This window comes from Nitrosospira lacus (assembly GCF_000355765.4).
Taxonomy (GTDB): domain Bacteria; phylum Pseudomonadota; class Gammaproteobacteria; order Burkholderiales; family Nitrosomonadaceae; genus Nitrosospira; species Nitrosospira lacus.
In genome coordinates, this window is the sequence record NZ_CP021106.3 from 1,720,938 (window position 1) to 1,744,034 (window position 23,097).

General features: G+C 54.3%; 26 protein-coding genes. 10 read left to right on the plus strand and 16 right to left on the minus strand.

Features of this window, described 5'->3' with window-relative positions; all coding sequences use genetic code 11:
• Window positions 1-41 precede the first annotated feature (41 nt).
• The 4 genes from guaA to EBAPG3_RS07655 form a co-directional block, all read right to left on the minus strand.
• The gene (guaA, locus tag EBAPG3_RS07640; protein WP_004176807.1) at window positions 42-1,604 is read right to left on the minus strand and encodes a glutamine-hydrolyzing GMP synthase; all 1,563 of its coding nucleotides are present in this window, start codon (window positions 1,602-1,604) and stop codon (window positions 42-44) included.
• 177 nt (window positions 1,605-1,781) lie between these two features.
• Window positions 1,782-3,242: an IMP dehydrogenase gene (guaB, locus tag EBAPG3_RS07645; RefSeq protein WP_004176808.1), complete on the minus strand. Its 1,461-nt coding sequence runs from the start codon at window positions 3,240-3,242 to the stop codon at window positions 1,782-1,784.
• A 188-nt stretch (window positions 3,243-3,430) separates the two neighbouring features.
• Window positions 3,431-3,778 (minus strand): RnfH family protein, encoded by a 348-nt coding sequence (locus EBAPG3_RS07650; RefSeq protein WP_004176809.1) that lies wholly within the window; start codon window positions 3,776-3,778, stop codon window positions 3,431-3,433.
• Window positions 3,765-4,202 (minus strand): type II toxin-antitoxin system RatA family toxin, encoded by a 438-nt coding sequence (locus EBAPG3_RS07655; RefSeq protein ID WP_004176810.1) that lies wholly within the window; start codon window positions 4,200-4,202, stop codon window positions 3,765-3,767. Before EBAPG3_RS07655 ends, EBAPG3_RS07650 begins: the two co-directional genes overlap by 14 nt.
• 136 nt (window positions 4,203-4,338) lie before the next feature.
• Here EBAPG3_RS07655 and smpB point away from each other — a divergent pair, with 136 nt between their 5' ends.
• The 3 genes from smpB to EBAPG3_RS07670 all read left to right on the plus strand — a co-directional run bounded on the left by smpB (window position 4,339) and on the right by EBAPG3_RS07670 (window position 6,498).
• A complete protein-coding gene (gene smpB / locus EBAPG3_RS07660; RefSeq protein ID WP_004176812.1) occupies window positions 4,339-4,782 on the plus strand; it encodes an SsrA-binding protein SmpB in 444 nt (147 codons plus the stop codon).
• 83 nt (window positions 4,783-4,865) lie between these two features.
• The gene (locus tag EBAPG3_RS07665; RefSeq protein WP_004176813.1) at window positions 4,866-5,876 is read left to right on the plus strand and encodes a COX15/CtaA family protein; all 1,011 of its coding nucleotides are present in this window, start codon (window positions 4,866-4,868) and stop codon (window positions 5,874-5,876) included.
• Between the two features lie 376 nt (window positions 5,877-6,252).
• Window positions 6,253-6,498, plus strand: a complete 246-nt coding sequence (locus EBAPG3_RS07670) for a hypothetical protein (RefSeq protein WP_004176815.1) — start codon at window positions 6,253-6,255, stop codon at window positions 6,496-6,498.
• Between the two features lie 380 nt (window positions 6,499-6,878).
• On the opposite strand, the gene ccmI is transcribed toward EBAPG3_RS07670, so the two are convergent.
• From ccmI to ccmA, 9 genes are all read right to left on the minus strand, one after another.
• Window positions 6,879-8,207, minus strand: coding sequence for a c-type cytochrome biogenesis protein CcmI (gene ccmI, locus EBAPG3_RS07675; RefSeq protein ID WP_004176818.1), 1,329 nt, complete (start codon window positions 8,205-8,207; stop codon window positions 6,879-6,881).
• Window positions 8,204-8,674, minus strand: coding sequence for a cytochrome c-type biogenesis protein (locus EBAPG3_RS07680; RefSeq protein WP_004176820.1), 471 nt, complete (start codon window positions 8,672-8,674; stop codon window positions 8,204-8,206). Before EBAPG3_RS07680 ends, ccmI begins: the two co-directional genes overlap by 4 nt.
• A gap of 77 nt (window positions 8,675-8,751) precedes the next feature.
• Window positions 8,752-9,276, minus strand: a complete 525-nt coding sequence (locus EBAPG3_RS07685; protein ID WP_004176822.1) for a DsbE family thiol:disulfide interchange protein — start codon at window positions 9,274-9,276, stop codon at window positions 8,752-8,754.
• Complete coding sequence (locus EBAPG3_RS07690) at window positions 9,273-11,315, minus strand: heme lyase CcmF/NrfE family subunit (RefSeq protein WP_040851958.1); 2,043 nt, start codon at window positions 11,313-11,315, stop codon at window positions 9,273-9,275. Before EBAPG3_RS07690 ends, EBAPG3_RS07685 begins: the two co-directional genes overlap by 4 nt.
• 98 nt (window positions 11,316-11,413) lie before the next feature.
• A complete protein-coding gene (gene ccmE / locus EBAPG3_RS07695) occupies window positions 11,414-11,863 on the minus strand; it encodes a cytochrome c maturation protein CcmE (protein ID WP_004176826.1) in 450 nt (149 codons plus the stop codon).
• Window positions 11,847-12,029 carry a heme exporter protein CcmD gene (gene ccmD / locus EBAPG3_RS07700; RefSeq protein ID WP_004176833.1) on the minus strand — a complete coding sequence of 61 codons (183 nt, stop codon included), beginning with the start codon at window positions 12,027-12,029 and terminating at the stop codon, window positions 11,847-11,849. Before ccmD ends, ccmE begins: the two co-directional genes overlap by 17 nt.
• 11 nt (window positions 12,030-12,040) lie before the next feature.
• Window positions 12,041-12,781, minus strand: coding sequence for a heme ABC transporter permease CcmC (ccmC, locus tag EBAPG3_RS07705; protein WP_004176835.1), 741 nt, complete (start codon window positions 12,779-12,781; stop codon window positions 12,041-12,043).
• Window positions 12,782-12,886: 105 nt separating this feature from the next.
• On the minus strand, window positions 12,887-13,546 hold the full coding sequence (ccmB, locus tag EBAPG3_RS07710; RefSeq protein WP_004176836.1) for a heme exporter protein CcmB: 660 nt from the start codon (window positions 13,544-13,546) through the stop codon (window positions 12,887-12,889).
• Between the two features lies 1 nt (window position 13,547).
• On the minus strand, window positions 13,548-14,162 hold the full coding sequence (gene ccmA, locus EBAPG3_RS07715; protein WP_004176838.1) for a cytochrome c biogenesis heme-transporting ATPase CcmA: 615 nt from the start codon (window positions 14,160-14,162) through the stop codon (window positions 13,548-13,550).
• 274 nt (window positions 14,163-14,436) lie between these two features.
• Here ccmA and tadA point away from each other — a divergent pair, with 274 nt between their 5' ends.
• Window positions 14,437-14,931, plus strand: coding sequence for a tRNA adenosine(34) deaminase TadA (gene tadA, locus EBAPG3_RS07720; protein ID WP_040851963.1), 495 nt, complete (start codon window positions 14,437-14,439; stop codon window positions 14,929-14,931).
• Complete coding sequence (locus EBAPG3_RS07725; protein ID WP_004176841.1) at window positions 14,931-15,410, plus strand: L,D-transpeptidase; 480 nt, start codon at window positions 14,931-14,933, stop codon at window positions 15,408-15,410. The genes tadA and EBAPG3_RS07725 overlap by 1 nt, the downstream gene beginning before the upstream one ends.
• Window positions 15,411-15,668: 258 nt before the next feature.
• Here the strand turns inward: EBAPG3_RS07725 and EBAPG3_RS07730 are convergent, their stop codons facing one another.
• The gene (locus EBAPG3_RS07730) at window positions 15,669-15,836 is read right to left on the minus strand and encodes a type II toxin-antitoxin system RelE/ParE family toxin (RefSeq protein ID WP_004176843.1); all 168 of its coding nucleotides are present in this window, start codon (window positions 15,834-15,836) and stop codon (window positions 15,669-15,671) included.
• A 264-nt stretch (window positions 15,837-16,100) separates the two neighbouring features.
• On the opposite strand from EBAPG3_RS07730, the gene EBAPG3_RS07735 reads away from it, so the two are divergent.
• From EBAPG3_RS07735 to EBAPG3_RS07755, 4 genes are all read left to right on the plus strand, one after another.
• The gene (locus EBAPG3_RS07735; protein ID WP_004176846.1) at window positions 16,101-17,780 is read left to right on the plus strand and encodes a CTP synthase; all 1,680 of its coding nucleotides are present in this window, start codon (window positions 16,101-16,103) and stop codon (window positions 17,778-17,780) included.
• Window positions 17,781-18,081: 301 nt separating this feature from the next.
• Window positions 18,082-19,365 (plus strand): phosphopyruvate hydratase, encoded by a 1,284-nt coding sequence (eno, locus tag EBAPG3_RS07740; protein WP_004176850.1) that lies wholly within the window; start codon window positions 18,082-18,084, stop codon window positions 19,363-19,365.
• 292 nt (window positions 19,366-19,657) lie between these two features.
• Complete coding sequence (gene ftsB, locus EBAPG3_RS07750; RefSeq protein WP_227869172.1) at window positions 19,658-19,984, plus strand: cell division protein FtsB; 327 nt, start codon at window positions 19,658-19,660, stop codon at window positions 19,982-19,984.
• 349 nt (window positions 19,985-20,333) lie between these two features.
• Complete coding sequence (locus EBAPG3_RS07755) at window positions 20,334-20,720, plus strand: LapA family protein (RefSeq protein WP_085921960.1); 387 nt, start codon at window positions 20,334-20,336, stop codon at window positions 20,718-20,720.
• 107 nt (window positions 20,721-20,827) lie between these two features.
• On the opposite strand, the gene EBAPG3_RS07760 is transcribed toward EBAPG3_RS07755, so the two are convergent.
• On the minus strand, window positions 20,828-21,379 hold the full coding sequence (locus tag EBAPG3_RS07760; protein ID WP_085921961.1) for a YaeQ family protein: 552 nt from the start codon (window positions 21,377-21,379) through the stop codon (window positions 20,828-20,830).
• 326 nt (window positions 21,380-21,705) lie between these two features.
• Here EBAPG3_RS07760 and nikR point away from each other — a divergent pair, with 326 nt between their 5' ends.
• A complete protein-coding gene (gene nikR, locus EBAPG3_RS07765; RefSeq protein WP_085921962.1) occupies window positions 21,706-22,167 on the plus strand; it encodes a nickel-responsive transcriptional regulator NikR in 462 nt (153 codons plus the stop codon).
• A gap of 66 nt (window positions 22,168-22,233) precedes the next feature.
• On the opposite strand, the gene EBAPG3_RS07770 is transcribed toward nikR, so the two are convergent.
• Window positions 22,234-22,869: a response regulator gene (locus tag EBAPG3_RS07770; protein ID WP_085921963.1), complete on the minus strand. Its 636-nt coding sequence runs from the start codon at window positions 22,867-22,869 to the stop codon at window positions 22,234-22,236.
• Window positions 22,870-23,097 lie beyond the last annotated feature (228 nt).

Consider the following 23,097-nt stretch of genomic DNA (forward strand, 5'->3'; position numbering starts at 1 on the left):
ATTTTACGAAAAATTGCTGAAAAACCGCGAACGATGCAAATTTATTCCCACTCTATCGTTGCGGGTGGTTTGCCGGAGATATCGTACACCACGCGATTGATGCCGCGAACCTCGTTGACAATGCGATTGGATATCCTGGCCAGCAGGGTATAAGGGAGCTCTACCCAATGGGCAGTCATAAAGTCTTCCGTTTTGACCGCTCTTAATGCCACCACGTACTCGTAGGTGCGTCCATCGCCCATCACGCCCACTGACTTTACCGGCAGGAAAACGGCAAAGGCTTGCGAGGTTTTTTCGTACCAGCCGGAAGTCCGTAATTCCTCGATAAAAATCGCGTCGGCATGCCGCAGCAACTCGGCGTATTCGTACTTGACTTCCCCCAGAATGCGAACGCCCAGGCCAGGGCCCGGGAAAGGGTGACGATACACCATATCGTGCGACAGGCCCAGCGTCAGGCCAAGCTCACGTACCTCATCCTTGAACAATTCACGCAAGGGTTCCAATAACTTCAAATGCAGCGTATCGGGCAGGCCGCCGACATTATGATGGGATTTGATGGTATGGGCTTTTTTTGTTTTACCGCCGGCGGATTCAATCACGTCGGGATAAATCGTTCCCTGGGCGAGCCAGCGTGCATTGGCGATCTTGGCGGCTTCGCGCTGAAATACTTCGACAAACTCGCGGCCGATAATACGGCGCTTTTGTTCGGGATCGGCAACGCCTTGCAAGTGATCGAGAAAGTCTTCGCTGGCGTCGACGTGAATGACTTTTACACCCAGGCTCCTGCTAAAGGTATCCATTACCTGCCCGGCCTCATTCAACCGCAGCAGGCCATTGTCCACAAATACGCAGGTAAGCTGTTTTCCTATTGCGCGATGAATAAGTGCCGCTGCAACCGATGAATCCACGCCTCCGGACAAGCCCAAAATAACTTCATCTGTGCCCACTTCAGAGCGAATTCGGCCGATTGCTTCCTCCATGAAATCGGGCATGTTCCAGTCATAACCGACTCCGCAAATCTCATGTGCGAACCGTTCGATAATGGCCTTGCCTTGCAGGGTATGGGTAACCTCGGGGTGGAATTGCATGCCATAAAACTTGCGAACCTCATCGGCTATGGCCGCATTCGGCGTGGCGGCATTGCTGGTCATCACCTTGAAGCCGGGAGGAAGTGCCGTTACCTTGTCGCCATGGCTCATCCACACATCCAGAACCGGTTCGCCTTCCGCGTCGGTACGATCGTGAATATTGCGCATGAGCGCGGTTTGACCTTCCGCCCGCACCTCGGCATAGCCAAACTCCCGTACTTTCGAAGTTTCGACCGCACCGCCCAGTTGCGCAGCCATTGCCTGCATGCCGTAGCAAATTCCGAGTACGGGGATGCCTAGCTCGAAAACAATTTGCGAGGCGCGCGGCGTTTCATCCTCCGCTACGGAGTCCGGGCCGCCGGAAAGAATGATGCCTCGCGGTGCAAAGTCATGGATGAATTGCGAACTGACGTCGCATGGATGAACTTCGCAATAAACATTGGTTTCCCGCACGCGGCGGGCAATCAGCTGGGTATACTGGGAACCGAAGTCCAGGATGAGTATTTTTTGATGCATGGGGTGCGGCGGAAATCCTTAAACGCGGCTTCAGACAAGCAAAACCATGGGGAAAATGTTAAAAAATGACTAGACTGGCGTCAGGCAGCGCGAGCAGGCACAGGTATTCCTATGCAACGACGAACAACGCGGCATGGCGGCAATCTAGGGCCTGTTAACAGGTCCTAGTTAGTTCTACTATTCCACGTGATAATTTGGCGCCTCCTTGGTGATCTGGACGTTATGCACATGGGATTCGCGAATACCGGCGGAAGTGATTTCGATAAACTCGGCTTTGGCGTGCATTTCATCAATGGTTCCACAGCCGAGATAACCCATGCCCGAGCGTATGCCGCCCATGAGCTGATGGATCACGGCGATCACGCTGCCCTTGAAAGGTACACGGCCTTCCACGCCTTCAGGCACCAGTTTCTCGGTGTCCTGCCCGGCCTCCTGAAAATAGCGGTCGCTGGAACCCTGCTGCATTGCGGAAAGCGAGCCCATGCCGCGATAGGTTTTATATGACCGTCCCTGGAAGAGTTCAATTTCTCCGGGCGATTCTTCGGTGCCGGCGAACAATCCGCCCAGCATTACGGAACTGGCCCCCGCAGCGATCGCCTTGGCGATATCACCGGAGTAGCGGATACCACCATCGGCAATCAGAGGCACACCGGTATTATTCAAGGCACCCGATACATTCTTGATCGCGGTGATTTGCGGTACGCCTACACCGGCGACAATGCGCGTGGTGCAAATCGAGCCGGGGCCGATGCCCACTTTTACGCCGTCGGCGCCGTGGTCAACCAACGCCCTGGCCGCGGCGGCGGTGGCAATATTGCCACCGATGACTTGTATTTGAGGGAAGCGTTTCTTGACCCACTGGACCCGCTCCAGCACGCTCTGGGAATGACCGTGCGCCGTATCCACCACGATTACGTCCACGCCCGCCTCCGCCAGCGCTTCCGCGCGTTCGTCGCTGCCTTCGCCGACGCCGACCGCGGCCCCCACGCGTAGACGCCCCAGATCATCCTTGCAGGCGTTGGGATGCTCCGAAGTCTTGATAATATCCTTTACGGTAATCAATCCGCACAGCTCGAAATCGTCATTCACCACCAGTACTCTCTCCAGCCGGTGTTGATGCAGCAATGCCATCGCTTCTTCACGTGTCGTCCCTTCTTTCACCGTCACCAGCCGCTCTTTCAGCGTCATGATGTTCTTGATGGGTTGATCGAGATTGGTTTCAAAACGTAGATCCCGGTTGGTGACGATGCCCACGACTTTGGAGCCTTCCACCACCGGCAAACCGGATATCTTGTAACGGTGGATGAGATCGAGCACTTCGCGCACGGTCATGTCCGGCGGAATGGTAATCGGCTCCTTCACCACGCCGCTTTCGAAACGCTTGACTTTGGCTACATGGGCAGCCTGATCTTCTGCAGGCATATTCTTGTGGATGATGCCGATGCCGCCTTCCTGAGCGAGGGCAATGGCAAGCCGCGAGTCGGTTACCGTATCCATGGCGGCGGAAACCAATGGAATATTGAGAGAAATTGCGCGGGTGAGACGGGTGGCTAAATTAACATTGCGTGGTAAAACCGCGGAGTGGGCGGGAAGCAGCAAAACATCGTCAAAGGTCAGAGCTTTTTCAACCAGTCGCATGATATTGATCCTTCACAAAGCGGCATTATAGCGAAACATGGAGGCTGCGGGGACCCCCGATCTTGTGGGTTCGTGATCTCCTGGGTCCGCCCCCTGCGGGAAATCCAGCCGCCGGAGTCAGGATTTGGGAAAGCCATGAAGGGGGAGACCCCGCTGGAAACGGACAGTTTGCATTGTCTATGCGCTCTCTACAGGGGTGCGCCGTTCGGCACATTCGTGCCTGCATTCCTGTTTTTCTTCATCGTCTTGAAATCTTCCATGCGTTTTCTGCGAGCCTCTCTGGGGTCGACGGCCAATGGCCGGTAGATTTCCACACGATCGCCATCCCGCAGAATCGCATTGGGTTTGACCAATTTGCCAAATACGCCCAGCTTGTTTTTTGAGAGATCGATTTCCGGATACAGGTTGATGATTCCGGAAAGCTCCACTGCCTGCCGCGCGGTTACTCCAGGCGGCGCACACAACCGCCGCATAATCTGAATATCCGGCAACGCATAAACCACTTCGATCTCCATTGCGCGTTCATGAATGTCCATAAACTGCTTCCGCCCGTGCGATAAATGCTTCAACGAAGCTGTTGGCAATAATGAAAAATACCGGACCCACCAGCTTTTCCAGAAATATATGCGAGAACGTGTAGTGTAAGCGAAACTCTATCTTGCAGGCATCTTCGGCCAATGGAATGAAACGCCAATGGCCGTCCAGGTTTTGGAAGGGTCCATTCAGCAGTGTGATATTAATCAATTCAGGCGGGCGCCGGGTATTCTCGGTAGTGAAGCTATGCTTGATATGGTGATAATTGATCATGATCGTCGCATGCGTTACGGTTTCACTCTGATGGCTAACGGACGAGCCGCCGCACCACGGCAGAAAATCGGGATACGCTTCCACCGCATCCACCAGCGCGAACATCTGGCTCGCGGAATAACCGACCAGAACCGATTTTTCTATATCAGCCATGGGATAAACCTGAATCCGGCATTTGACCGTTCATTTCGCACTCATTTTTCATCCCGCCGCCATGATCCACCGAGACCGCATCGAAAGCTGCTAAAATACACGAAACCCGCGTGGAACTCACCCTTTTTCTTGCCACATGAGCATCGTTCAGAATAAGAAAGCTTTTCACGATTATTTTATCGAGGAAAAATATGAAACCGGCGTGGTTCTTGAAGGTTGGGAGGTCAAAGCGATCCGTGCGGGACGAGTACAGATAAAGGAAGCGTATGTCATAATCCGCAACAGCGAACTGTTTCTCATTGGCTGCCATATCAGCGCCCTGCCCACGGCATCCACTCATATCAACCCGGACCCGGTCCGCACGCGCAAGTTGTTGCTGCACGCGGATGAAATCAAGCGGCTCATTGGCAAGGCGGAGCGCGCTGGCTATACTCTTGTGCCGCTGGACATGCACTACAAGGCCGGGAAAATCAAGCTCGAAATAGGATTGGCCAAGGGTAAGAAACAGCATGACAAACGCGAGTCCGAGAAACAGAAAGAGTGGATGCGCGACAAGCAGCGTCTGATGCGCGCGAAATAATGATATCGCCAAGCCGCGATTCGATTTGTTCCAGGCCGACCATGAATCTTAACTCCCGCTTATAGCAAACTGTTTATTTTATCATGCAAAAATCCATTGCCATCTGGTTGTTGGCTTGCTGCGCGCTGGTATTTGCCATGGTGGTCGTCGGTGGTGTGACGCGGCTTACCCATTCGGGACTTTCCATCGTTGAGTGGCAACCCATTGTCGGCACGATTCCTCCGCTCAGCCAAAGTGATTGGGAAATACTTTTCGAGAAGTATCATCAGACGCCTCAGTACCAGAAAGTAAATCTTGGCATGAGCCTGGATGAATTCAAGGGCATTTTCTGGTGGGAGTATTTTCACCGGCTGCTTGGGCGTGTTATCGGATTGGCCTTTTTTATTCCATTCGTATATTTTCTCGCGCGAAAAGGAATTGACCGGCGCCTGGGCCTGAAGCTGACGGGAATTTTCGTGTTGGGAGGTCTGCAGGGCGCGATGGGCTGGTATATGGTAAAAAGCGGCCTGGTGGATAACCCGCATGTCAGCCAATACCGCCTGACAGCCCATCTGGGGCTTGCATTCATCATTTATGCCGCAATGTTCCGGGTGGCGTTGGGGTTGCTGTTTCCCGCCGATATATCACATGGAAACATCAGATTGCGAAGTTTGCACCGTTTTTCCCTGGGACTTACCACCCTTATCTTCTTAATGGTGCTATCGGGAGGATTCGTTGCGGGTATCCATGCGGGGATGGCCTACAATACTTTTCCGTTGATGAACGGTCATATCATTCCACCCGAGATATTCATGCTGGAGCCATGGTATCGCAATTTTTTCGATAACATGGCGACAGTACAGTTCGATCATCGCCTGATTGCATGGACACTGGCAATTCTGGTTCCGATTTTCTGGTTTAAATCGAGGAACCTGCCACTTCCCGGTTCGGCCCATCTTGCCTGCAATATGTTGCTGATCATGCTGATGGTGCAGGTAAGTCTCGGTATCGCCACCTTGCTGCTGGTTGTTCCCCTGCCGCTGGCAGCGGCGCACCAGGCGGGTGCGCTGCTGCTGTTTACCGCCGCCCTTTGGGTCAATCACCAGCTTCGCTAGTTAAAAATGACGAGATAGCCGCCATGCCGCGTTGCTCGTCGTTGCATAGTAAAACTATGCGCCTCCTCGCGCCTTGCCTGACGACTATCTCGTCATTTTTAAAGGTTCACTGGACCATCATGCTGTGCTGCATTGCTCGTCGTTGCATAGGAAAACTATGCGCCTCCTCGCGCCTTGCCTGACGACTATCTCGTCATTTTTAAAGGTTCACTGGACCATCATGCTGTGCTGCATTGCTCGTCGTTGCATAGGAAAACCATGCGCCTCCTCGCGCCTTGCCTGACGACTATCTCGCCATTTTTAAAGGTTCACTGGACGATCATGCTGTGCTGCATTGCTCGTCGTTGCATAGGAAAACCATGCGCCTCCTCGCGCCTTGCCTGACGACTATCTCGCCATTTTTAAAGGTTCACTGAACGATCATGCTGCGTTGCGCGTCGTTGTACAGGAAAACTATGCGCCTCCTCGCGCCTTGCCTGATGACTATCTTGTCATTTTTAAAGGTTTACTGGACGATCATGCTGCATTGCGCGTCGTTGCACAGGAAAACCATGCGCCCCCTCTCATCTTGCCTGGTGACTATCTCGTCATTTTTGAGTGTTCGCTAGAACGGCCATGCTGAGTTGCTTGTCATTGCATGGAAGACGATGCACCCCTTCGCGTGCCTCGTCCGATGGCTATCTCGGTACTTTTGATCTGCTGTTTTCAAGCAGAAATGGAGGGGCAGGGCGCCAATAAGCACAGCGCATTGCGTCGGATGTAATTCCTGTTAAATTCGGGTTTTTTACCTCATCATCCTGGCATTGCGGCAGGATGATGGTAAGGAAATAGTTGCTGCCCTACCCACACCAAGGTGTAATAATAATTCAGCAGACAGCAGTTGATTGGGGTATGAAGCGAATTCTCATCCGGCGCAATATGCGTTGCTTATTGAAGCAACACGTATTGCGTCCGATGTTTTCGTATGGCTAACTTCTCGGGGGATTGTGGCGGTAGCCCAGGTCAGGGTAACGTTTGATCGATTACCACATCAATCCCTTTGGCGCCGACCCTGACTGGCTGGCTGAGGCCTTGCAGATCGCCGCTTTGCGGCATGGGAGATCCGGATCTTGAGATTCTGGCCCCTACCACCACTTCATCGGGGAAAGTGGATAGCTGCACGCCGGATCTGGCCATCGAGTCGTTCAGCGAGAAAGTCGCGGGCAGATCCTTGACCTGCAGGCGCAGCGTTGCCAGCGGCGCCCTCGGACCCACCTTGGCGCGCGCAAAAATATACAAGCTGTCATTGGGAGACGCCTTGCCGGCCATCGCGGGGCCCAGCGTCACCTTCCCGGAAAGGGTGCCGCCACCCGATGCGGCAGCCCCCGCAGCCGCAACCGACTCCGGCTTGTTCCCGGCGGGAGGAGGATTCTGACCACTCGGTGCCTGGTCCTGCGCCCTCGCCATGATGCTGCCTTTTCCTGAAGCCAGCGATTTCGCTTCGGCAATGCTGCTGCTTACAGACCGCGCCAACTCGGACTCCGGCGGGACGAGTGCCAGTAATTGCTCCCAGTAGACGGCCGCCTTGCTGAATCTTTTCTGCTCAAATTCGGCGGTGCCCGCCAATGCCAGCGCCTTGGGATTTTTGGGATCGAGGCGCAACGCCTTGTTGATCAGCTCCAAAGGTTGACCCATCAGACTGCCATTATTCGTCATGGCAACTATATCGGCATAATCGGTCAGCAGTTCCGCATTATCCGGGACCATGGCGATCACTTTCTCATAGGCAACCTTGGCGTCGGGGAAACGCTGCATGATTGCGTAGGTTCTTCCCAGCATGATCCACCCTTCCACATCATCCGGCTGTTCCTTGAGGCGCGCGGTCAGGCTTTCCAATACGGCCGAGAAGTTTTGATGGCCTCCCTCATCTGTCACGCCCCCCATGGGCATCTGCTCGACAGCAGGCTGCGGAGTGAGCGCTCGCGTATTCCCCAGCCAGAGATAAAGTGAAACTGCCAGCAGGGGTATCGCCAGCGATATCAACGCGATGGTGGCGGTATTACGGTTGCTGCCGGCCGCCAATATGGCTGCTGCCATGGAGGATTCTCCTTCGGGAATGTCTTCCAGCATGCGCTGTTGCAGTTCGCGCTTGCTTTGCTCGTATTGCTCACGGGTCAGCGTATCGCTGCGTAAATCGTTATCGAGTTCGGCCAGCTGGTCGCGATAGATGCTGACATTGGTGGAATCGCGCGCCACGCCAGCTTGATGATCTTTTTTTCTCAGCAACGTAGGCAGCACGAACAGCAGAGCACCGACAATAAAAATGCCGGCTACAACCCAAAATGATGTCATGCGTTGTTACCCTTGCCTTCCTTTAGCAAGGCTTCAGCCTGCTCACGCTGCCGGTCGGATAGCACCGGGTCTTCAATCTGCCTGCGCCGGCGTTTGAGATAAACCACCAGGATTACCGCGCCTATCGCCAGAAAAATGAAGGGGCCGAACCATAAAAATAGCGTTGTGGACTTAACCGGCGGGCGATAAAGCACGAAATCGCCATAACGGGCAACCAGGAAATCGACAATCTCCTTATCGCTTTTGTTTGCCCTCATCTGTTCACGGATCTCACGTCGCAGGTCGTTGGCGAAATCCGCCCGCGACCCCGCAAGGGATTCATTCTGGCATACGAGACAACGCAGATCTTCGGATAAGCGGATCATGCGCCTTTCGATCTCCGGGTCTTCAGCCACCGGCGCGGCCTCCTTGGCCCAACCTGAAGGCAGCAGAAACACCAGGGCAAGCAACAGGAAAATTTTACTCACGTTGAAAAATTCCTTCCGCCTTCCAGCGTGTGCGCGGCAGGGGTCCAAGCCCAGCGGACCGGTTGACGACATCGGGTTCATCCCTGTAATTCCCTTACCAGCGGCAGAATTTTTGTTTCCAGCGCTTCCACCGTTACCGGCCCGATCTGCTTGTAACGAATGACGCCATTCTTGTCGATGACATAGGTTTCCGGAACGCCATAGACGCCATACTCGATGCCTGTTCTCCCTTCGGGATCCCTGATGCTGACGGTATAAGGATCGCCGAATTGCTTCAGCCACTGCAGGGCCAGATCGCGCTCGTCCTTATAGTTGAGGCCGTAGACGGGGACTATTCCGGACTTGGCCAGTTCCACCAGTAGCGGGTGCTCCTCGCGGCACGAAACACACCACGAGGCCCATACATTCAGCAACCATACCTTGCCGAGATTATCCCTGGAGGTAAGTGTCTTTTCCGATTCATGCAGTTGTTCCAGCTGGAATTCAGGAGCGGGTTTTCCGATCAGGGGCGACGGTACCTGGCGCGGATTGAGGTTCAGGCCAACAAGCAGGAACCCGACCAATACGATAAATGCCGCCAGCGGAAGCAGAAAACGCGTCATGCCTTCCTGCCTCCCGGAATCAGAGGTCCGGCCGGTGCCTTCCTGCCGGCCGGGAGTTTCTTGCCGGCGACCTTCCTGTCGTCGATCTCTTCACGTTGCTTATTGCGTACCGCCAGGCGATAACGCCGGTCAGTGACAGCCAGCGCGCCCCCGAATGCCATCAGCAAACATCCGAACCAGATCCAGTCCACAAATGGCTTATGGTAAACCCGCACGACCCAGGCTCCATTTTCCAGCGGTTCACCCAAGGCAACGTAAAGGTCACGCAACACACCCGTATCTATCGCGGCTTCGGTCATGGCCATACCAGACGCGGCGTAAACCCGCTTTTCCGGTTCCATGCTGCGAATTTTTTCGCCGTTGCGCAATACATCTATATCACCCATATCCGCCATGTAATTGGGGCCCGCCACTTTTTTCGAGCCGTTGAAACGGAACGTGTAGCCGCCGACTTCGACCGTATCCCCGATTTCCATGCGCACGTCCTTTTCAGTCTCATAGCCTCCGACCAGCGTTACACCGATAATGAATACCGCTATCCCCAGATGTGCAAAATGCATGCCGTAATAACTGCGTGATTGCGCAGCAAGCTTCGCGAACAAACCTTGCTTGCCACTATTTTTCATACGCTGAAGCAGGCTCACAACGATGCTGGCAATGACCCAGAAGGCCAGCAGCAGACCGAAGCTCACCCATGGTTTCCATTCACCCATGACAAACGGCATCAACAGCGCGGTGACAATACTTACGCCGAACGCCCAGCGCAGACGTACCGCAAGCTCAGGCAGGCTTGCCTGCTTCCAGCGCGCAAGCGGGCCTACTCCCATGAGAAAAATTGCCGGCGTCATCAATGGCACGAATACCGCTTCGAAGTAGGGCGGGCCAACCGATATCTTGCCGAGCTCAAGTGCATCCATCAGCAACGGATAGAGCGTACCCAGAAGAATGCTGCCCGCCGCCACCATCATCAACAGATTATTGGCAAGCAGCAACGATTCTCTCGACAGCAGTTCAAATTTTCCGCCCAGGCCAATCTTGGGTGCCCGCCAGGCGAATAACAGCAAGGAGCTCCCGATGACAATAACCAGGAATGCCAGGATGAAAATCCCTCGCTTTGGATCGGTTGCAAAGGCATGAACCGAGGTCAATACGCCCGAGCGAACCAGGAATGTACCCAGCAGGCTCAAGGAAAATGCGCATATTGCCAGAAGCACGGTCCAGCTCTTGAAGCTGCCGCGTTTTTCGGTTACCGCCAGTGAGTGAACCAGCGCGGTGCCTACCAGCCACGGCATGAAGGAGGCGTTTTCCACGGGGTCCCAGAACCACCAGCCGCCCCAGCCGAGCTCATAATAGGCCCACCAGCTGCCCAGCATGATACCGATGGTGAGGAACAGCCATGCGACGGTAGTCCATGGGCGGGACCAGCGCGCCCAGGTTGCGTCCATCTGACCGCTCAGCAGCGCGGAAATGGCGAAAGCGAATGCGACGGAGAATCCCACATAGCCCATATAGAGCATGGGCGGATGAAACACCATGCCGGGATCCTGCAGCAGGGGATTAAGATCGCTTCCCTCCGGGGCGCCGGGCAGCAGGCGGTCGAAGGGATTGGAAGTCAGCAGCAGGAATAGCAGAAAACCCACGCTCACCATTCCCATTACACCCAGCACCCGCGCCACCATTTCATTCGGCAGGCGGCGGCTGAATACGCTGACTGCAACCGACCAGGCCGACAGCATGAAAACCCACAGCAGCAATGAGCCTTCGTGCGAGCCCCAGGTCGCCGCGAAACGATACTCCAGCGGCAGCTTGGAATTGGAGTTCTGGGCGACGTTCATCACCGAAAAATCGTTGTTGACAAATGAATAGGCCAGGCAGAAGAATGCAATGGCGATAAACACAAACTGCCCCTGGACCACGGGCCGGGCCAGAGCCATCCACGAGGGGACGCCACGGGCCGCGCCAATAACGGGCAAAGTACCTTGTATAAGCGCCAGCAGCAGTGCAAGGATCAAAGCGAAATTACCAAGTTCTGGGATCATGGTGTGGAGATGAATGGTGAGTTAGAGATAGGGGCCATGGGCCATGGTCAGGCCTGTTTGAATCAGGAGCAAAATTTTTTCGCCTCGAGAGCCGGTGGTTATTGCACCAATACTGTTTTCCGTGCCTTGTCCGCCTGTTCCAGGGCGCTGGCCGCTTCCGGCGGCATGTAGTTTTCATCGTGCTTGGCAAGCACTTCATCCGCGCGGAAAACGCCGTTTTCAGCCAGTTTTCCCTGAGCTACCACGCCTTTGCCTTCCTTGAACAGATCGGGAAGAATGCCTGTGTAGACTACCGGAATTACTTTGGCGGTATCGGTCACGACGAAATTCACCGTCACGCCATCTGCCTGACGCTTGACGCTGCCTTCTTCCACCAGGCCGCCGATGCGAAAACTCTTGCCCACAGGGGCTTCGTTGGCCGCCACCTGGGTGGGACTGAAGAAAAATACCAGATTGCTCTGAAACGCATTCAACACCAGTATGGAAGCAACACCCAGCGCAGTCACGCCGGACGCGATTATTGCCAGTTTTTTATGACGCGGTTTCATTTCTCTTCTCTTGTTTAGTTGACTGATGGATCAGACTGAGATGCCGGAGCAAAGTTCGCTTACGGTTAAAAACAAGAATAATTTCCCCGGCTATGCAAACAAGCGCGACCAGATAGGATCCCCACACGTAAAACCCATATCCGCCCATATCCAGAAAATCCGACATGCTGGCCCAGTTCACCGCGCCGCTCCTTGCAATTCACCCACCCACGCAGTGTGACGCTCGCGCTCCAGAATAATGGTCCGCGTGCGTATCAGCACCACGGCGATTGCATACATCCAGCAAGCGAGGGACATGATCAGCATGCCTGTCAGCATGGTGGTGGCCATTTTCGGGGATTGGGTAACGCTGACGGAGGCTCCCTGGTGCAGGGTATTCCACCATTTTACCGAGAAATAGATGATCGGTATGTTGACCACGCCCACCAGCGCGATCATTGCCCCGGCTTTATCGGCACGGCGCGGGTCGTCGATTGCCGCCTGCAGTGACATGAATCCGATATAAAGAAATAGCAGAATCAGTTCGGAGGTAAGACGCGCATCCCATACCCACCATGTTCCCCACATGGGCTTGCCCCACAGCGCACCGGTCCACAAGGCCAGAAAGGTGAACATTGCCCCTGTCGGCGCAATGGCTGTGGCAATCATGGAAGAAAGCCGGGTATTGAAGGCCAGGCCGATGCCGGACCACATTGCCATCACCACATAAAGGAACATGGACATCCAGGCGGCCGGCACATGAATGAAAATGATGCGATAAGCCTCGCCCTGTTGAAAATCGGTGGGAGCGACAAAGAATCCGATATAAAGCCCTGCTGCGCATAATACGATCGCGGCGATGGTAAACAGCGGAATCATTTTGCCGGCAAGAAAATAAAAGCTTGCCGGGGAAGAATATTTAAACCAGTTTATTGCCATGTTAAATACGAATTCCGTATCTCGGGTTTTATGCTTCAGGTGCGTAACTCACAATTTTAAACTAAAAACCATGAATTCAGAATTGGTTTCTTTACTTCAGGCTTCTTACTCCATGGAAATTCGCAGCGACAGCGCCGCTGTCCATGGCGCCAGTACCAGGGATGCCAGCAGAAAAGCGCCCAGCAGCGACATGTGCGCGCCAGCTCCCAGTCCCGCCGCGCTGGCCTCCACCGCGCCTGCGCCAAAAATCAATACGGGAATATAGAGCGGCAGCACTAACAGCGAAACCAGCACCCCGCCACCTCGCAATCCCAGAGTCAGCGCCGCACCGATAGCGCCAATCAGGCTTAGAACCGGCGTACCCAGCAGCAGCGAGGCGGTCAGCACCAGCAGCGCATCTCCTGTCAGGTCGTACTGGATACCCAGCACGGGTGCCATCAGCACCAGCGGCACACCCGTAACCAGCCAGTGAGCCAGCGCCTTGCCCATTACCAGAAGAGAGAGCGACTGAGGCGAGAGCAGCATCTGTTCCAGCGTGCCATCCAGGTGGTCGCTGGCGAACATCCGTCCCAGCGACAACATCGAGGCAAGCAGCGCGGCCACCCATACCACACCCGGCGCCATGGTCCGGAGCATGTTCATCTCCGGACCCACGCCGAGGGGAAAGAGGCTCACGACGATGACGAAAAAAAATAGCGTCGTCAGGACATCTGACCGCCGCCGCATCGCGAGCAGAAGGTCGCGCTGGATTATCCAAAGAAACATGTCAGGCGAGTTGCAACCGCTGGGTTGCAACGGCGGTTATCTCGATCTCCTGGTGGGTTGTCATCACGATCATGCCGCCGTGTTCCAGATGCTGTTCCATCAAGCCTTGCATCAGCTTCACGGCGGTGGTGTCGAGCGCTGTCAATGGCTCATCCAGTATCCATAATACGGTTCCGCATACCAACAAACGCGCCAGCGTTACCCGGCGCCTCTGTCCTTGCGACAATACCTTGGCCGGCAATAATTCGCGCCCTCCCAACCCCATGTGCTGCAAGGCATCATGAGCCTTATGCTCATCAATTTCGACCCCTCCCAGCGCACTTGAGATGCGCAGATTCTCAATCGCGGTCAAATCGTCCTTGACGCCGCCCAAATGTCCGAGATAGGTCATCGCGGCGTAATAATCCCCCCCAAGAGCACGAATCTCAACGCCATTCCAGCGGATCTCGCCGTGGGCGGGCGTCGCCAACCCGCACAGCATGCGCAGAAGACTGGTTTTGCCGCTGCCATTGGGTCCCTGAACCTGCATCAATCCACCCGCTTCGAGGGAAAAATTGATGTCACGGAATAAACGGCGATCACCGCGCACGCATTCCAGATTGTTTCCTTCCAGCATCGGTATTTGTCAAGGCCAAAAAAACCGGCATTATAGCCTATCGACGCGGTAAGGCGTAGAATCTACGCGCTTTGCTCGCACATTGCCCGGAACACCGCCTGCTTTCATCCGGAGAGGGATCTTCCTGTTGGGTTGCGATGAATCCGAAAGGGGCCTTCCAGCGCCCATCCGGTCACCATAACATTGAGGGCGTACAGACTGACGACCTTGGCATCCGCACAACGGCCTGAAAAAAAGCGTGTCCGTATACTAAATTCTTACCGTGATCTGGAACATGAATGACAGAAACATCAGCGATGCTGATTTTATGCGTTTGGCGCTCGAACTCGCGAAACAGGCGCAAGAGGCGGGCGAAGTGCCGGTAGGCGCCGTGGTGGTAAAGGACGGGGCAATCATCGGTCGAGGTTACAACCGTCCGATCACGACAGCCGATCCAACCGCCCATGCAGAGGTGATGGCGATGCGCGATGCGGCAAGATATCTGGGTAATTACCGGCTGGCGGATTGCACGCTTTATGTAACCCTGGAACCCTGCGCCATGTGCGTGGGAGCGATTTTTCATGCGCGTATCGCGCGGCTGGTCTATGGCGCGGCGGACCCGAAAACGGGTGCATGCGGCAGTGTGATCGACCTGCCGGCGGAGAGCCGGCTTAATCATCATATGCGGGTGACGGGCAATGTGCTGGCGGAGGAGGGCGGCGACAGATTGAAACAGTTTTTCGCGGAACGGCGCAAGGTAGCGGCAAATGGCGGCGATACAGGGCACTGATGAGAATCGTAATCAATATTCCCTCTCAGGAACTGGATTTATATGATGATAATGAGAACGTTGTCAGACACTATCGTATTTCCTCCGCACGAAACGGGGTAGGGCAGGTAAACGGCAGCTTCTGCACGCCGCTGGGAAAACATATCGTTCGCGCCAAAATCGGCGCGGGTCAACCGGTTAATACCGTATTCGTGAGGCGTCGCCCCACTGGTGAAATCTACACGCCTGAGCTGGGCGCCACTTTTCCGGGGCGTGACTGGATTCTGACGCGCATTCTATGGCTTTCGGGTTGCGAACCCGGTTTCAATCGTCTGGGGCCGGTGGATACCATGCGTCGCTATATCTACATCCATGGCAGCCCGGACAGCGTGGAAATGGGCAGGCCCGGCTCCATCGGTTGTATCCGCATGCGCAACAGCGAATTACTGGAATTGTTCGATCTGGTGAATGCCGGAACAGAGGTCGATATCACCAACTGACATCCCTGATAAGTCCAATTCTCATGGCCCAGCGGGGCGAAAATTCAGTCTTCCCGCAGGCTGCGCCAATTTGGCATGACTTGATATATCGATATCATCCATCAGCAGGCGCTGGCTCCGGTCAGTCAGCGTTACCGTGAAAAAATAGCTGCCGCCCGTGACGAATTACACCGGTATTCGGTCATGGCTGATGTTTGGTGTTGTGTTGGGTGCGTTTTGATGGGTTACGCTACGCTCCACCCATCCTACCTGAGCGGGTTAGCGTTTTGCAGCGGCTTTATACACCGCGTTGCGCTCACGCTTGCCTACCGCCACCACCACAACCATCAACACGCCATCGCGCACCTCATAAACCAGGCGATAGCCCGCTTCCCTGAGTTTGATTTTGAACCGGTCTTTTGCTGGGGTTGGCGTTATGCGAAACAAAAGACCAGCCAGGACGCGTCAATTTATGAAACATCCGGGGCGGGTAAACTTTGCTATCCTGCCATTCCCGTCATTCCCGTCATCATTTTTACCCAGGCCTGCGAGTAACCGGCCCTTGATGCCCTTCCTGTCATAAAGGGCGAGTATAAAGGGCAAGTTTAAAGGAACGGCAGGTACCAATAGGCAATTTCTCCAGGAGAAAAACACACATCTGGATTCCGGTCAATTTGTTCGGAGAGTCCTTTTCGCGTATCATTGGCAGCCATGACAAAGTATGTATTTGTGACTGGCGGCGTGGTCTCTTCCCTGGGGAAAGGTATCGCGGGCGCCTCCCTTGCCGCTATCCTCGAGACTCGCGGCATCAAAGTTACGCTGCTCAAGCTGGACCCCTATATCAATGTGGACCCCGGCACCATGAGCCCGTTTCAGCATGGCGAGGTTTTTGTCACCGAGGATGGGGCGGAAACCGATCTCGACCTGGGACACTATGAGCGCTTTATCAGCGCCAGAATGAGCCGGCGCAACAATTTCACGACCGGTCAGATTTATGAGAGCGTGATCAAGAAGGAGCGGCGCGGCGATTATCTGGGTGGCACCGTACAGGTCATTCCGCATATCACGGATGAAATCAAGCTGCACATCCGGGCCGGTGCGGGGGACGCGCAGGTGGCCATCGTCGAGATCGGCGGCACGGTCGGCGACATTGAATCGCTGCCATTCCTGGAAGCCATCCGGCAGATGGCGGTGCAGCTTCCGCGCGAGGACACCTGTTTTATTCATCTTACGTTGCTGCCCTATATCAGTTCGGCGGGAGAATTGAAAACCAAGCCGACCCAGCACTCGGTTAAGGAATTGCGCGAGATCGGTATCCAGCCGGATGTGCTGCTGTGCCGGGCCGACCGTGAATTACCCGCGGATGAACGCCGGAAAATCGCGTTGTTCACCAATGTGCGGGAAGAAGCGGTGATCTCGGCTGTGGATGCGGACAGTATTTACAAAATTCCCACGCTTCTGCATGAGCAGATGCTGGATGAGATCGTTTGCCACAAGTTGAGTATTCTCGCAAAAGCGGCCGATTTGAGTGTCTGGAAGAAACTGGTGCATGCGCTGGAACATCCGGAGCGCACCATAGACATCGCGCTGGTTGGAAAATATGTGGATTTGACGGAGTCGTATAAATCCCTGTCGGAAGCCTTGATTCATGCCGGGATTCATACTCGCAGCCGAATCAACATCCATTACACGGATTCGGAAAATATCGAGAAACAAGGAATTGATTGCCTTGCCGGCATGGATGCAATACTGGTTCCCGGCGGATTCGGCAAGCGCGGGGTGGAGGGCAAGATCATGGCCATCCGTTACGCGCGTGAAAACCGTATCCCCTATCTCGGCATCTGCCTGGGCATGCAGCTGGCGGTGATCGAGTGCGCCCGCGACAAGGCCGGCATGGAAGGCGCGCATAGTACCGAATTTAATCCTGATACCCCCTACCCGGTCATTGCCCTGACCACCGAATGGCATACGCGTGAGGGACAACTGGAAGTTCGCGACGCCAAGTCGGATCTCGGTGGCAGCATGCGGCTGGGCGGACAGGAATGCGTGCTGAAAGACGGATCGCTGGTAAGGAAAATTTATGGAGCGGATAAAATCATAGAACGCCATCGCCATCGTTATGAAGTCAACAATGAATATATTCCCCGATTGGAGCAGGCGGGGCTGCGCATAGGCGCCGTGTCGGCGGGGGAAGGCTTATGTGAAATGGTCGAGTTGCCGCAAACCGAGCATCCCTGGTTCGTCGCCTGCCAGTTCCATCCGGAATTTACCTCCACGCCCAAATCGGGTCATCCATTGTTCACGGCATTTATCAAAGCGGCCATTGATTTCGCGGAAAAGCATGTCGCGTCAGAGGCGATAGCTCCAGGTAAATTGAAAAACATCGCCTAAGTACCCAACAGTTTTAATAAAGTTTTATATATTGCCTATGAACCATTCCGGTCTGGTGCCCATGCAGGATGGGTAATGCACGGTCGTTGCCCGTCAAAACTTGCGCCACATCGCCGACTGATCCCCTTGCATGCCCCGCCGTTACGCTGAAGCCGGTCTGCCTCAAGGCTTGAGCCGGAAGGGATGAAGCAAGCGACGGGACGGTGAGGGTTGAAACAAGCTGAATGATGGGTTGCACTGGACGCCACCCATCCTACGGAAAACTTAATAAATTTAAATAAATGACCCAGGGAAAAACAGTATGAGTGCAATTGTAGATGTCATCGCGCGTGAAATTCTTGATTCACGCGGCAACCCCACCGTTGAAGCGGATGTGTTGCTCGAATCCGGCGTACTGGGGAGGGCTGCCGTGCCTTCCGGCGCGTCCGTCGGTACTCGGGAAGCGGTCGAATTGCGCGATGGGGATGCTCAGCGCTATTTCGGCAAGGGCGTGTTGAAAGCGGTGGAAAACGTCAATACCGAGATTGCCGAAGCCATCATGGGGCTGGATGCCATGGAGCAGACTTTTATTGACCGGACGCTGATTGATCTCGACGGCAGCGGCAATAAATCAAGACTCGGCGCCAACGCGGTTCTTGCGGTTTCACTGGCGGTGGCAAAAGCTGCGGCGGAGGAATCGGGGTTGCCTTTATATCGCTATCTGGGAGGCGCCGGATCGATGTCCATGCCCGTGCCCATGATGAATATCGTCAATGGCGGTGCCCATGCCAATAACAGGCTCGACATGCAGGAGTTCGTCATTATTCCCTTGGGGGCGCAAAGTTTTCGCGAAGCGTTGCGTTGCGGCGCCGAAATATTTCATACATTGAAGAGCCTGCTGGACGGCAGGGGGATTAACACGGCAGTGGGCGACGAAGGCGGATTCGCTCCAAGCCTGGCTAACAACGAGGCGGCGTTGCAACTGATCGTGGAGGCCATCGAGAAGGCGGGTTATTTGCCGGGCCCGGATGTGGCCATCGGGTTGGATTGCGCCAGCTCGGAATTCTTCCGTGACGGGAAATACCATCTGGCATCGGACGGATTGAGCCTGAGCTCCGCGCAATTTGTCGATTACCTCGCTTCCTGGGTCGACAAGTATCCTATCATCAGCATCGAGGACGGCATGAGCGAGCACGACTGGGATGGCTGGAAGCTGCTGACCGGCAGACTTGGAAAATCGGTGCAACTGGTCGGGGATGACATCTTCGTGACCAATAGCGGCATCCTCAAAGAAGGCATAGCACAAGGGATCGCGAATTCCATCCTTATCAAAGTCAACCAGATCGGCACGCTTACCGAAACCTTTGCCGCCATAGAGACCGCGAAGCGGGCGGGCTATACGTCGGTGATTTCGCATCGTTCCGGCGAAACCGAAGATACCACCATCGCTGATATCGCTGTCGCCACCAACGCGCTGCAAATCAAGACTGGTTCGCTGTCCCGCTCTGACCGGCTGGCCAAATACAACCAGCTGCTGCGCATAGAGGAAGATCTCGGTGACGCCGCAAGCTACCCGGGACGGGGCGCCTACTACCAGCTGCGATAAGGGCATTCCCGTAATCCAAGGAGTTAGCGCCAACTCCTTGAAGCATGCAGGCAAGGCAAGTTCCGGTGAAAGCGGGGGGGGGGCAGGCAGGAGTCACTCGTGTAAATGGTGATTGCCGGCAGCCTGCCGGATTTAAAGAAAATGGGCTGCAAAGCGTCTGGCCGGTTCATATTTCACCGCTTTTTCGGCCAATAGAGCAACTATTGGCCTTCAAGATCGTCAAAATCTGTCCTCGCCCAGCCATTTTTTCGCTTCGATTCTTCAAGTCCGACAGACTGCCAGAGATATTCAAGTGAAAGTACTGCTGAGTCTTATACTTATTGCCTTGATTGCCCTGCTGCAGTATCCGCTATGGCTGGGCAAGGGAAGTTGGCTGAAAGTATGGGAGTTTGATCAGCAACTGCTGTCACAGCATGAAATCAACCAGAAATTGCAAATCCGAAACACCACGCTGGACGCGGAAGTGCGCGATCTCAAGCAGGGGTCCGACGCCATCGAAGAGCGTGCCCGTAGCGAACTGGGCATGATCAGGAAAGATGAAATTTTTTTCCACCTGCTGGAAGATAAAAAAAATACCTTGCAGGCTGACAAGATGGGTGAAGAACCCTTGAGGCAGTAAAGAGCCGATACGCCTCTGTTTTACAGGGCAGTCCGCACTTACGCCACGTCAGCGCAAGCCAATACCAGCGGCATTCAAGCAGGCCGTTGCTGGTTTGGACCGGGTCTTCCCGATTACCTTCGCAACGAGATTCATGGCATTTTCCCGCCACCCCGAAATCCGTCCTTCCCTCTCAGTCCGATTCTCCGCTTCGGTTCTCAAGTCTGACAGCCTGGTGGCCAGCATGGAAGAGTCATCGTATTCTTGCTATTCTTGCTTCATGGACGATCCGCCTTATACTCTTTCGACCAGAAAAACCGGGGCAACTGAAACCTTTCCAGTGATGGCAATCAAATAGCGGGATAAAACCATGCATCTGCTTCTAATAGTGGGTATTGCCCTCGCCATAGGCGTTGTGGGGTTCGCTCTGCAGAACAACGTGCCGGTGACGGTGTCCATGGCCTTGTGGAGCTTTGATGGTTCTCTGGCTCTGGTGCTGCTGCTCGCCATGGGTCTGGGGGTGCTCATTGCCGGACTGCTGTCATCGCCGAGCATGATAAAGAGCCGATGGGCGCGTGCGCGGCTTCGAAGTCAGGTTTCGCGCCTGGAACAGGACAAAATAGTGCTGGAGCGGCGTATTGTCGAACTGGAAGCCGAGCTCGAGAGGCTGGCGCCAAGACCGCTTCAGGAAGAGCCGCAACGCTTCCCCGGCTTAAGGTCCCTGTTACTGGGAGGCCCTGGAAAACCCGAAGAATGAATCATTACACATGCATGATCGCCCCGGGGTTGTCAGCCGGCTGCGGGACGGGAGCGCGGTTACCTCGCTGCGGTGCGGCAAGGCGGCCGAACGACTCAAACCGCCATTCAGGCGGGCGGCGTGTTCTTTACCGTTATCAGTTCGATCAGCACGGATTCAGCGCCGTCGGCAAGCCAGATTTGCTTATCCTGAATAGTACAGCTTAAGCGCATACCGCGTTGCGCCTGATTTGCGATGGCCCGGCTGGCTTCAAGTGGCAGATTGATTACGGTCAGGTTCCTGATCTGTTCGAGTTTGCCGCGGCATTGACTCCACCACGTGTCGGCAATACGGCCGCCATAGGTGTAAATGAACACCTGCCTGGCGCGGCCACAGGCTTTGCGGACCAGTTTCTCATCCGGAAGGCCCACATCTATCCAGAATTCGATGGCCCCCGTCAAATCCCTTTGCCAGAGGTCGGGTTCATCACATGTGCTCAGACCATTGCCAAATGACAGTGCTTCATGGGCGTGGAGCGCGAAGGCCAGTAATCTCACCATCATGCGCTCATCGGTTTCCGACGGATGGCGGGCGAGCGTGAGCGCGTGATCCCGATAATAATTGCGATCCAGGTCCGCAATTTGCAGATCGGCTTTAAAAATGGTTGCTCCAAGAGCCATATTAGTAGAAGTCGTTATGCACTATTTGATAATTCAGAATCGTTAATCCATGTAGGGAATCCCTGACAAGACATTCATCTACGCTTACATCATGTTTTAACATTCCCTGACAGACGCTCATTGATCTGCATGTTACTTTTTACCCGGTTGCAAGTCATATATCAGAGCTCTCAGGCATGCGATCGACGACTTTTATACCGAGACTGCCGTCGAGCTGGCCAACGATCCTGACACAACTCCTAAGAATAAACGATAAATGCGCAAAATAAATTCCGATCAATAAAAGAAGTTATTGTGCAAACCAATAAATCCCGGAGAAGTTAAACATGGAACGTCTTACCATATCGCTTAATAATCAACTCGCCAAGCAGTTTGATGCTGTAATGCATAAGCGCGGTTATTTCAATCGCTCGGAAGCCATGCGTGACCTGATACGAGACCTGCTTGATACCGCCCACTCGGAGGATCATGCCGAAGGTCACTGTATTGCCACGCTCAGCTATATATACAGTCATCATGAGAGTGAACTGGCCAGCTCGCTTACCGCGGTGCAACATGATCATCATGACCTCACGCTATCGACTATGCATGTGCACATGGATCATGACAATTGCCTGGAAGTAACCGTTCTAAGCGGGACTATCAAGAATGTAAAAGATTTTGCCAATCATATTATCGCTACACGCGGGGTACGGCATGGCAGGCTGCATCTTTTGCCGATCGAGATCGAACAAGAGCAGTATTCTCCTGATTCAGTACTGCATGTTCATAGTGCCGCTCTTGCGTGATTAGCGAAATCAAGCAATACGGGCAAAGCGGCTCCAAATACCTGATATCATATTGGCATAAACTGGCTATTCCAGCAATTTGTGCTCGGCCACATAGCGGATTAATTGGGCATTGTTCTGCATGTTCATTTTTTCCAGGATGCGGGCGCGGTAAGTACTCACGGTTTTAGAGCTTAACGCCAGTTTTTGCGAAATTTCGATTAAAGATACGCCGAGGGCGATAAGCTTGAGGACATTGAGTTCCCGATCGGAAAGCGTGGAATGCGGCAGTATTGCCGATGCTGGACCGAGGTCAAACAGCAGTTTCTCCGCCAGTTCTGGATCGATATATTTCCCCCCCTTTGCCAAGCGCCGGATTACGGATATCAGCAGATCGGTGGGACTGTTCTTGGTAAGATAGGCGGATGCGCCTGCGCGTATTGTCCTGATGGCATATTCATCCTCATGATACGTGCTTAACATCAGTATTTGATGCTTTGCATCATCGTTCATTATCCGCTTCAGTACTTCCAGTCCATTCATGCCCGGCATGTTGACATCCAGCAATGCCACATCCCATCCACCCTTGCGCATTTTCTCCAGGGCATCGAGACCGTCTGTCGCTTCGCCAGCGACTACGATATCGGCTGTTTCGCCAAGAATCCGTTTCAGTCCATCCCGGAAAAGTCTATGGTCATCAGCCAGAAAAACATTGATTATCATGCTCATGCCTCATCAAAACCGATTGACTTTGAAGATCTGATCGACTTGTCAATGCTGGAGTAGGAATATACCAAAATAGCAGGCCCGGAGTTCCCGGCCAAGTTAATAAAAAGAGGGACCGGGCCTCCGATCTTATTCATATAATGGGCCAACTGATCCAGTTGCTTCGACCCCGGACATATCCATTCATTCAATGGCAAATTCGATGTCGTCAGCGTGTCGCCGTGC

Coding starts and splice junctions, on each gene's coding strand:
- guaA (WP_004176807.1), bottom strand. CDS start 1,604: ATGCATCAAAAAATACTCATCCTGGACTTCGGTTCCCAGTATACCCAG.
- guaB (WP_004176808.1), bottom strand. CDS start 3,242: ATGCGACTGGTTGAAAAAGCTCTGACCTTTGACGATGTTTTGCTGCTT.
- EBAPG3_RS07650 (WP_004176809.1), bottom strand. CDS start 3,778: ATGGACATTCATGAACGCGCAATGGAGATCGAAGTGGTTTATGCGTTG.
- EBAPG3_RS07655 (WP_004176810.1), bottom strand. CDS start 4,202: ATGGCTGATATAGAAAAATCGGTTCTGGTCGGTTATTCCGCGAGCCAG.
- smpB (WP_004176812.1), top strand. CDS start 4,339: ATGAGCATCGTTCAGAATAAGAAAGCTTTTCACGATTATTTTATCGAG.
- EBAPG3_RS07665 (WP_004176813.1), top strand. CDS start 4,866: ATGCAAAAATCCATTGCCATCTGGTTGTTGGCTTGCTGCGCGCTGGTA.
- ccmI (WP_004176818.1), bottom strand. CDS start 8,207: ATGACATCATTTTGGGTTGTAGCCGGCATTTTTATTGTCGGTGCTCTG.
- EBAPG3_RS07685 (WP_004176822.1), bottom strand. CDS start 9,276: ATGACGCGTTTTCTGCTTCCGCTGGCGGCATTTATCGTATTGGTCGGG.
- EBAPG3_RS07690 (WP_040851958.1), bottom strand. CDS start 11,315: ATGATCCCAGAACTTGGTAATTTCGCTTTGATCCTTGCACTGCTGCTG.
- ccmE (WP_004176826.1), bottom strand. CDS start 11,863: ATGAAACCGCGTCATAAAAAACTGGCAATAATCGCGTCCGGCGTGACT.
- ccmD (WP_004176833.1), bottom strand. CDS start 12,029: ATGTCGGATTTTCTGGATATGGGCGGATATGGGTTTTACGTGTGGGGA.
- ccmC (WP_004176835.1), bottom strand. CDS start 12,781: ATGGCAATAAACTGGTTTAAATATTCTTCCCCGGCAAGCTTTTATTTT.
- ccmB (WP_004176836.1), bottom strand. CDS start 13,546: ATGTTTCTTTGGATAATCCAGCGCGACCTTCTGCTCGCGATGCGGCGG.
- ccmA (WP_004176838.1), bottom strand. CDS start 14,162: ATGCTGGAAGGAAACAATCTGGAATGCGTGCGCGGTGATCGCCGTTTA.
- tadA (WP_040851963.1), top strand. CDS start 14,437: ATGAATGACAGAAACATCAGCGATGCTGATTTTATGCGTTTGGCGCTC.
- EBAPG3_RS07725 (WP_004176841.1), top strand. CDS start 14,931: ATGAGAATCGTAATCAATATTCCCTCTCAGGAACTGGATTTATATGAT.
- EBAPG3_RS07735 (WP_004176846.1), top strand. CDS start 16,101: ATGACAAAGTATGTATTTGTGACTGGCGGCGTGGTCTCTTCCCTGGGG.
- eno (WP_004176850.1), top strand. CDS start 18,082: ATGAGTGCAATTGTAGATGTCATCGCGCGTGAAATTCTTGATTCACGC.
- EBAPG3_RS07755 (WP_085921960.1), top strand. CDS start 20,334: ATGCATCTGCTTCTAATAGTGGGTATTGCCCTCGCCATAGGCGTTGTG.
- EBAPG3_RS07760 (WP_085921961.1), bottom strand. CDS start 21,379: ATGGCTCTTGGAGCAACCATTTTTAAAGCCGATCTGCAAATTGCGGAC.
- nikR (WP_085921962.1), top strand. CDS start 21,706: ATGGAACGTCTTACCATATCGCTTAATAATCAACTCGCCAAGCAGTTT.
- EBAPG3_RS07770 (WP_085921963.1), bottom strand. CDS start 22,869: ATGATAATCAATGTTTTTCTGGCTGATGACCATAGACTTTTCCGGGAT.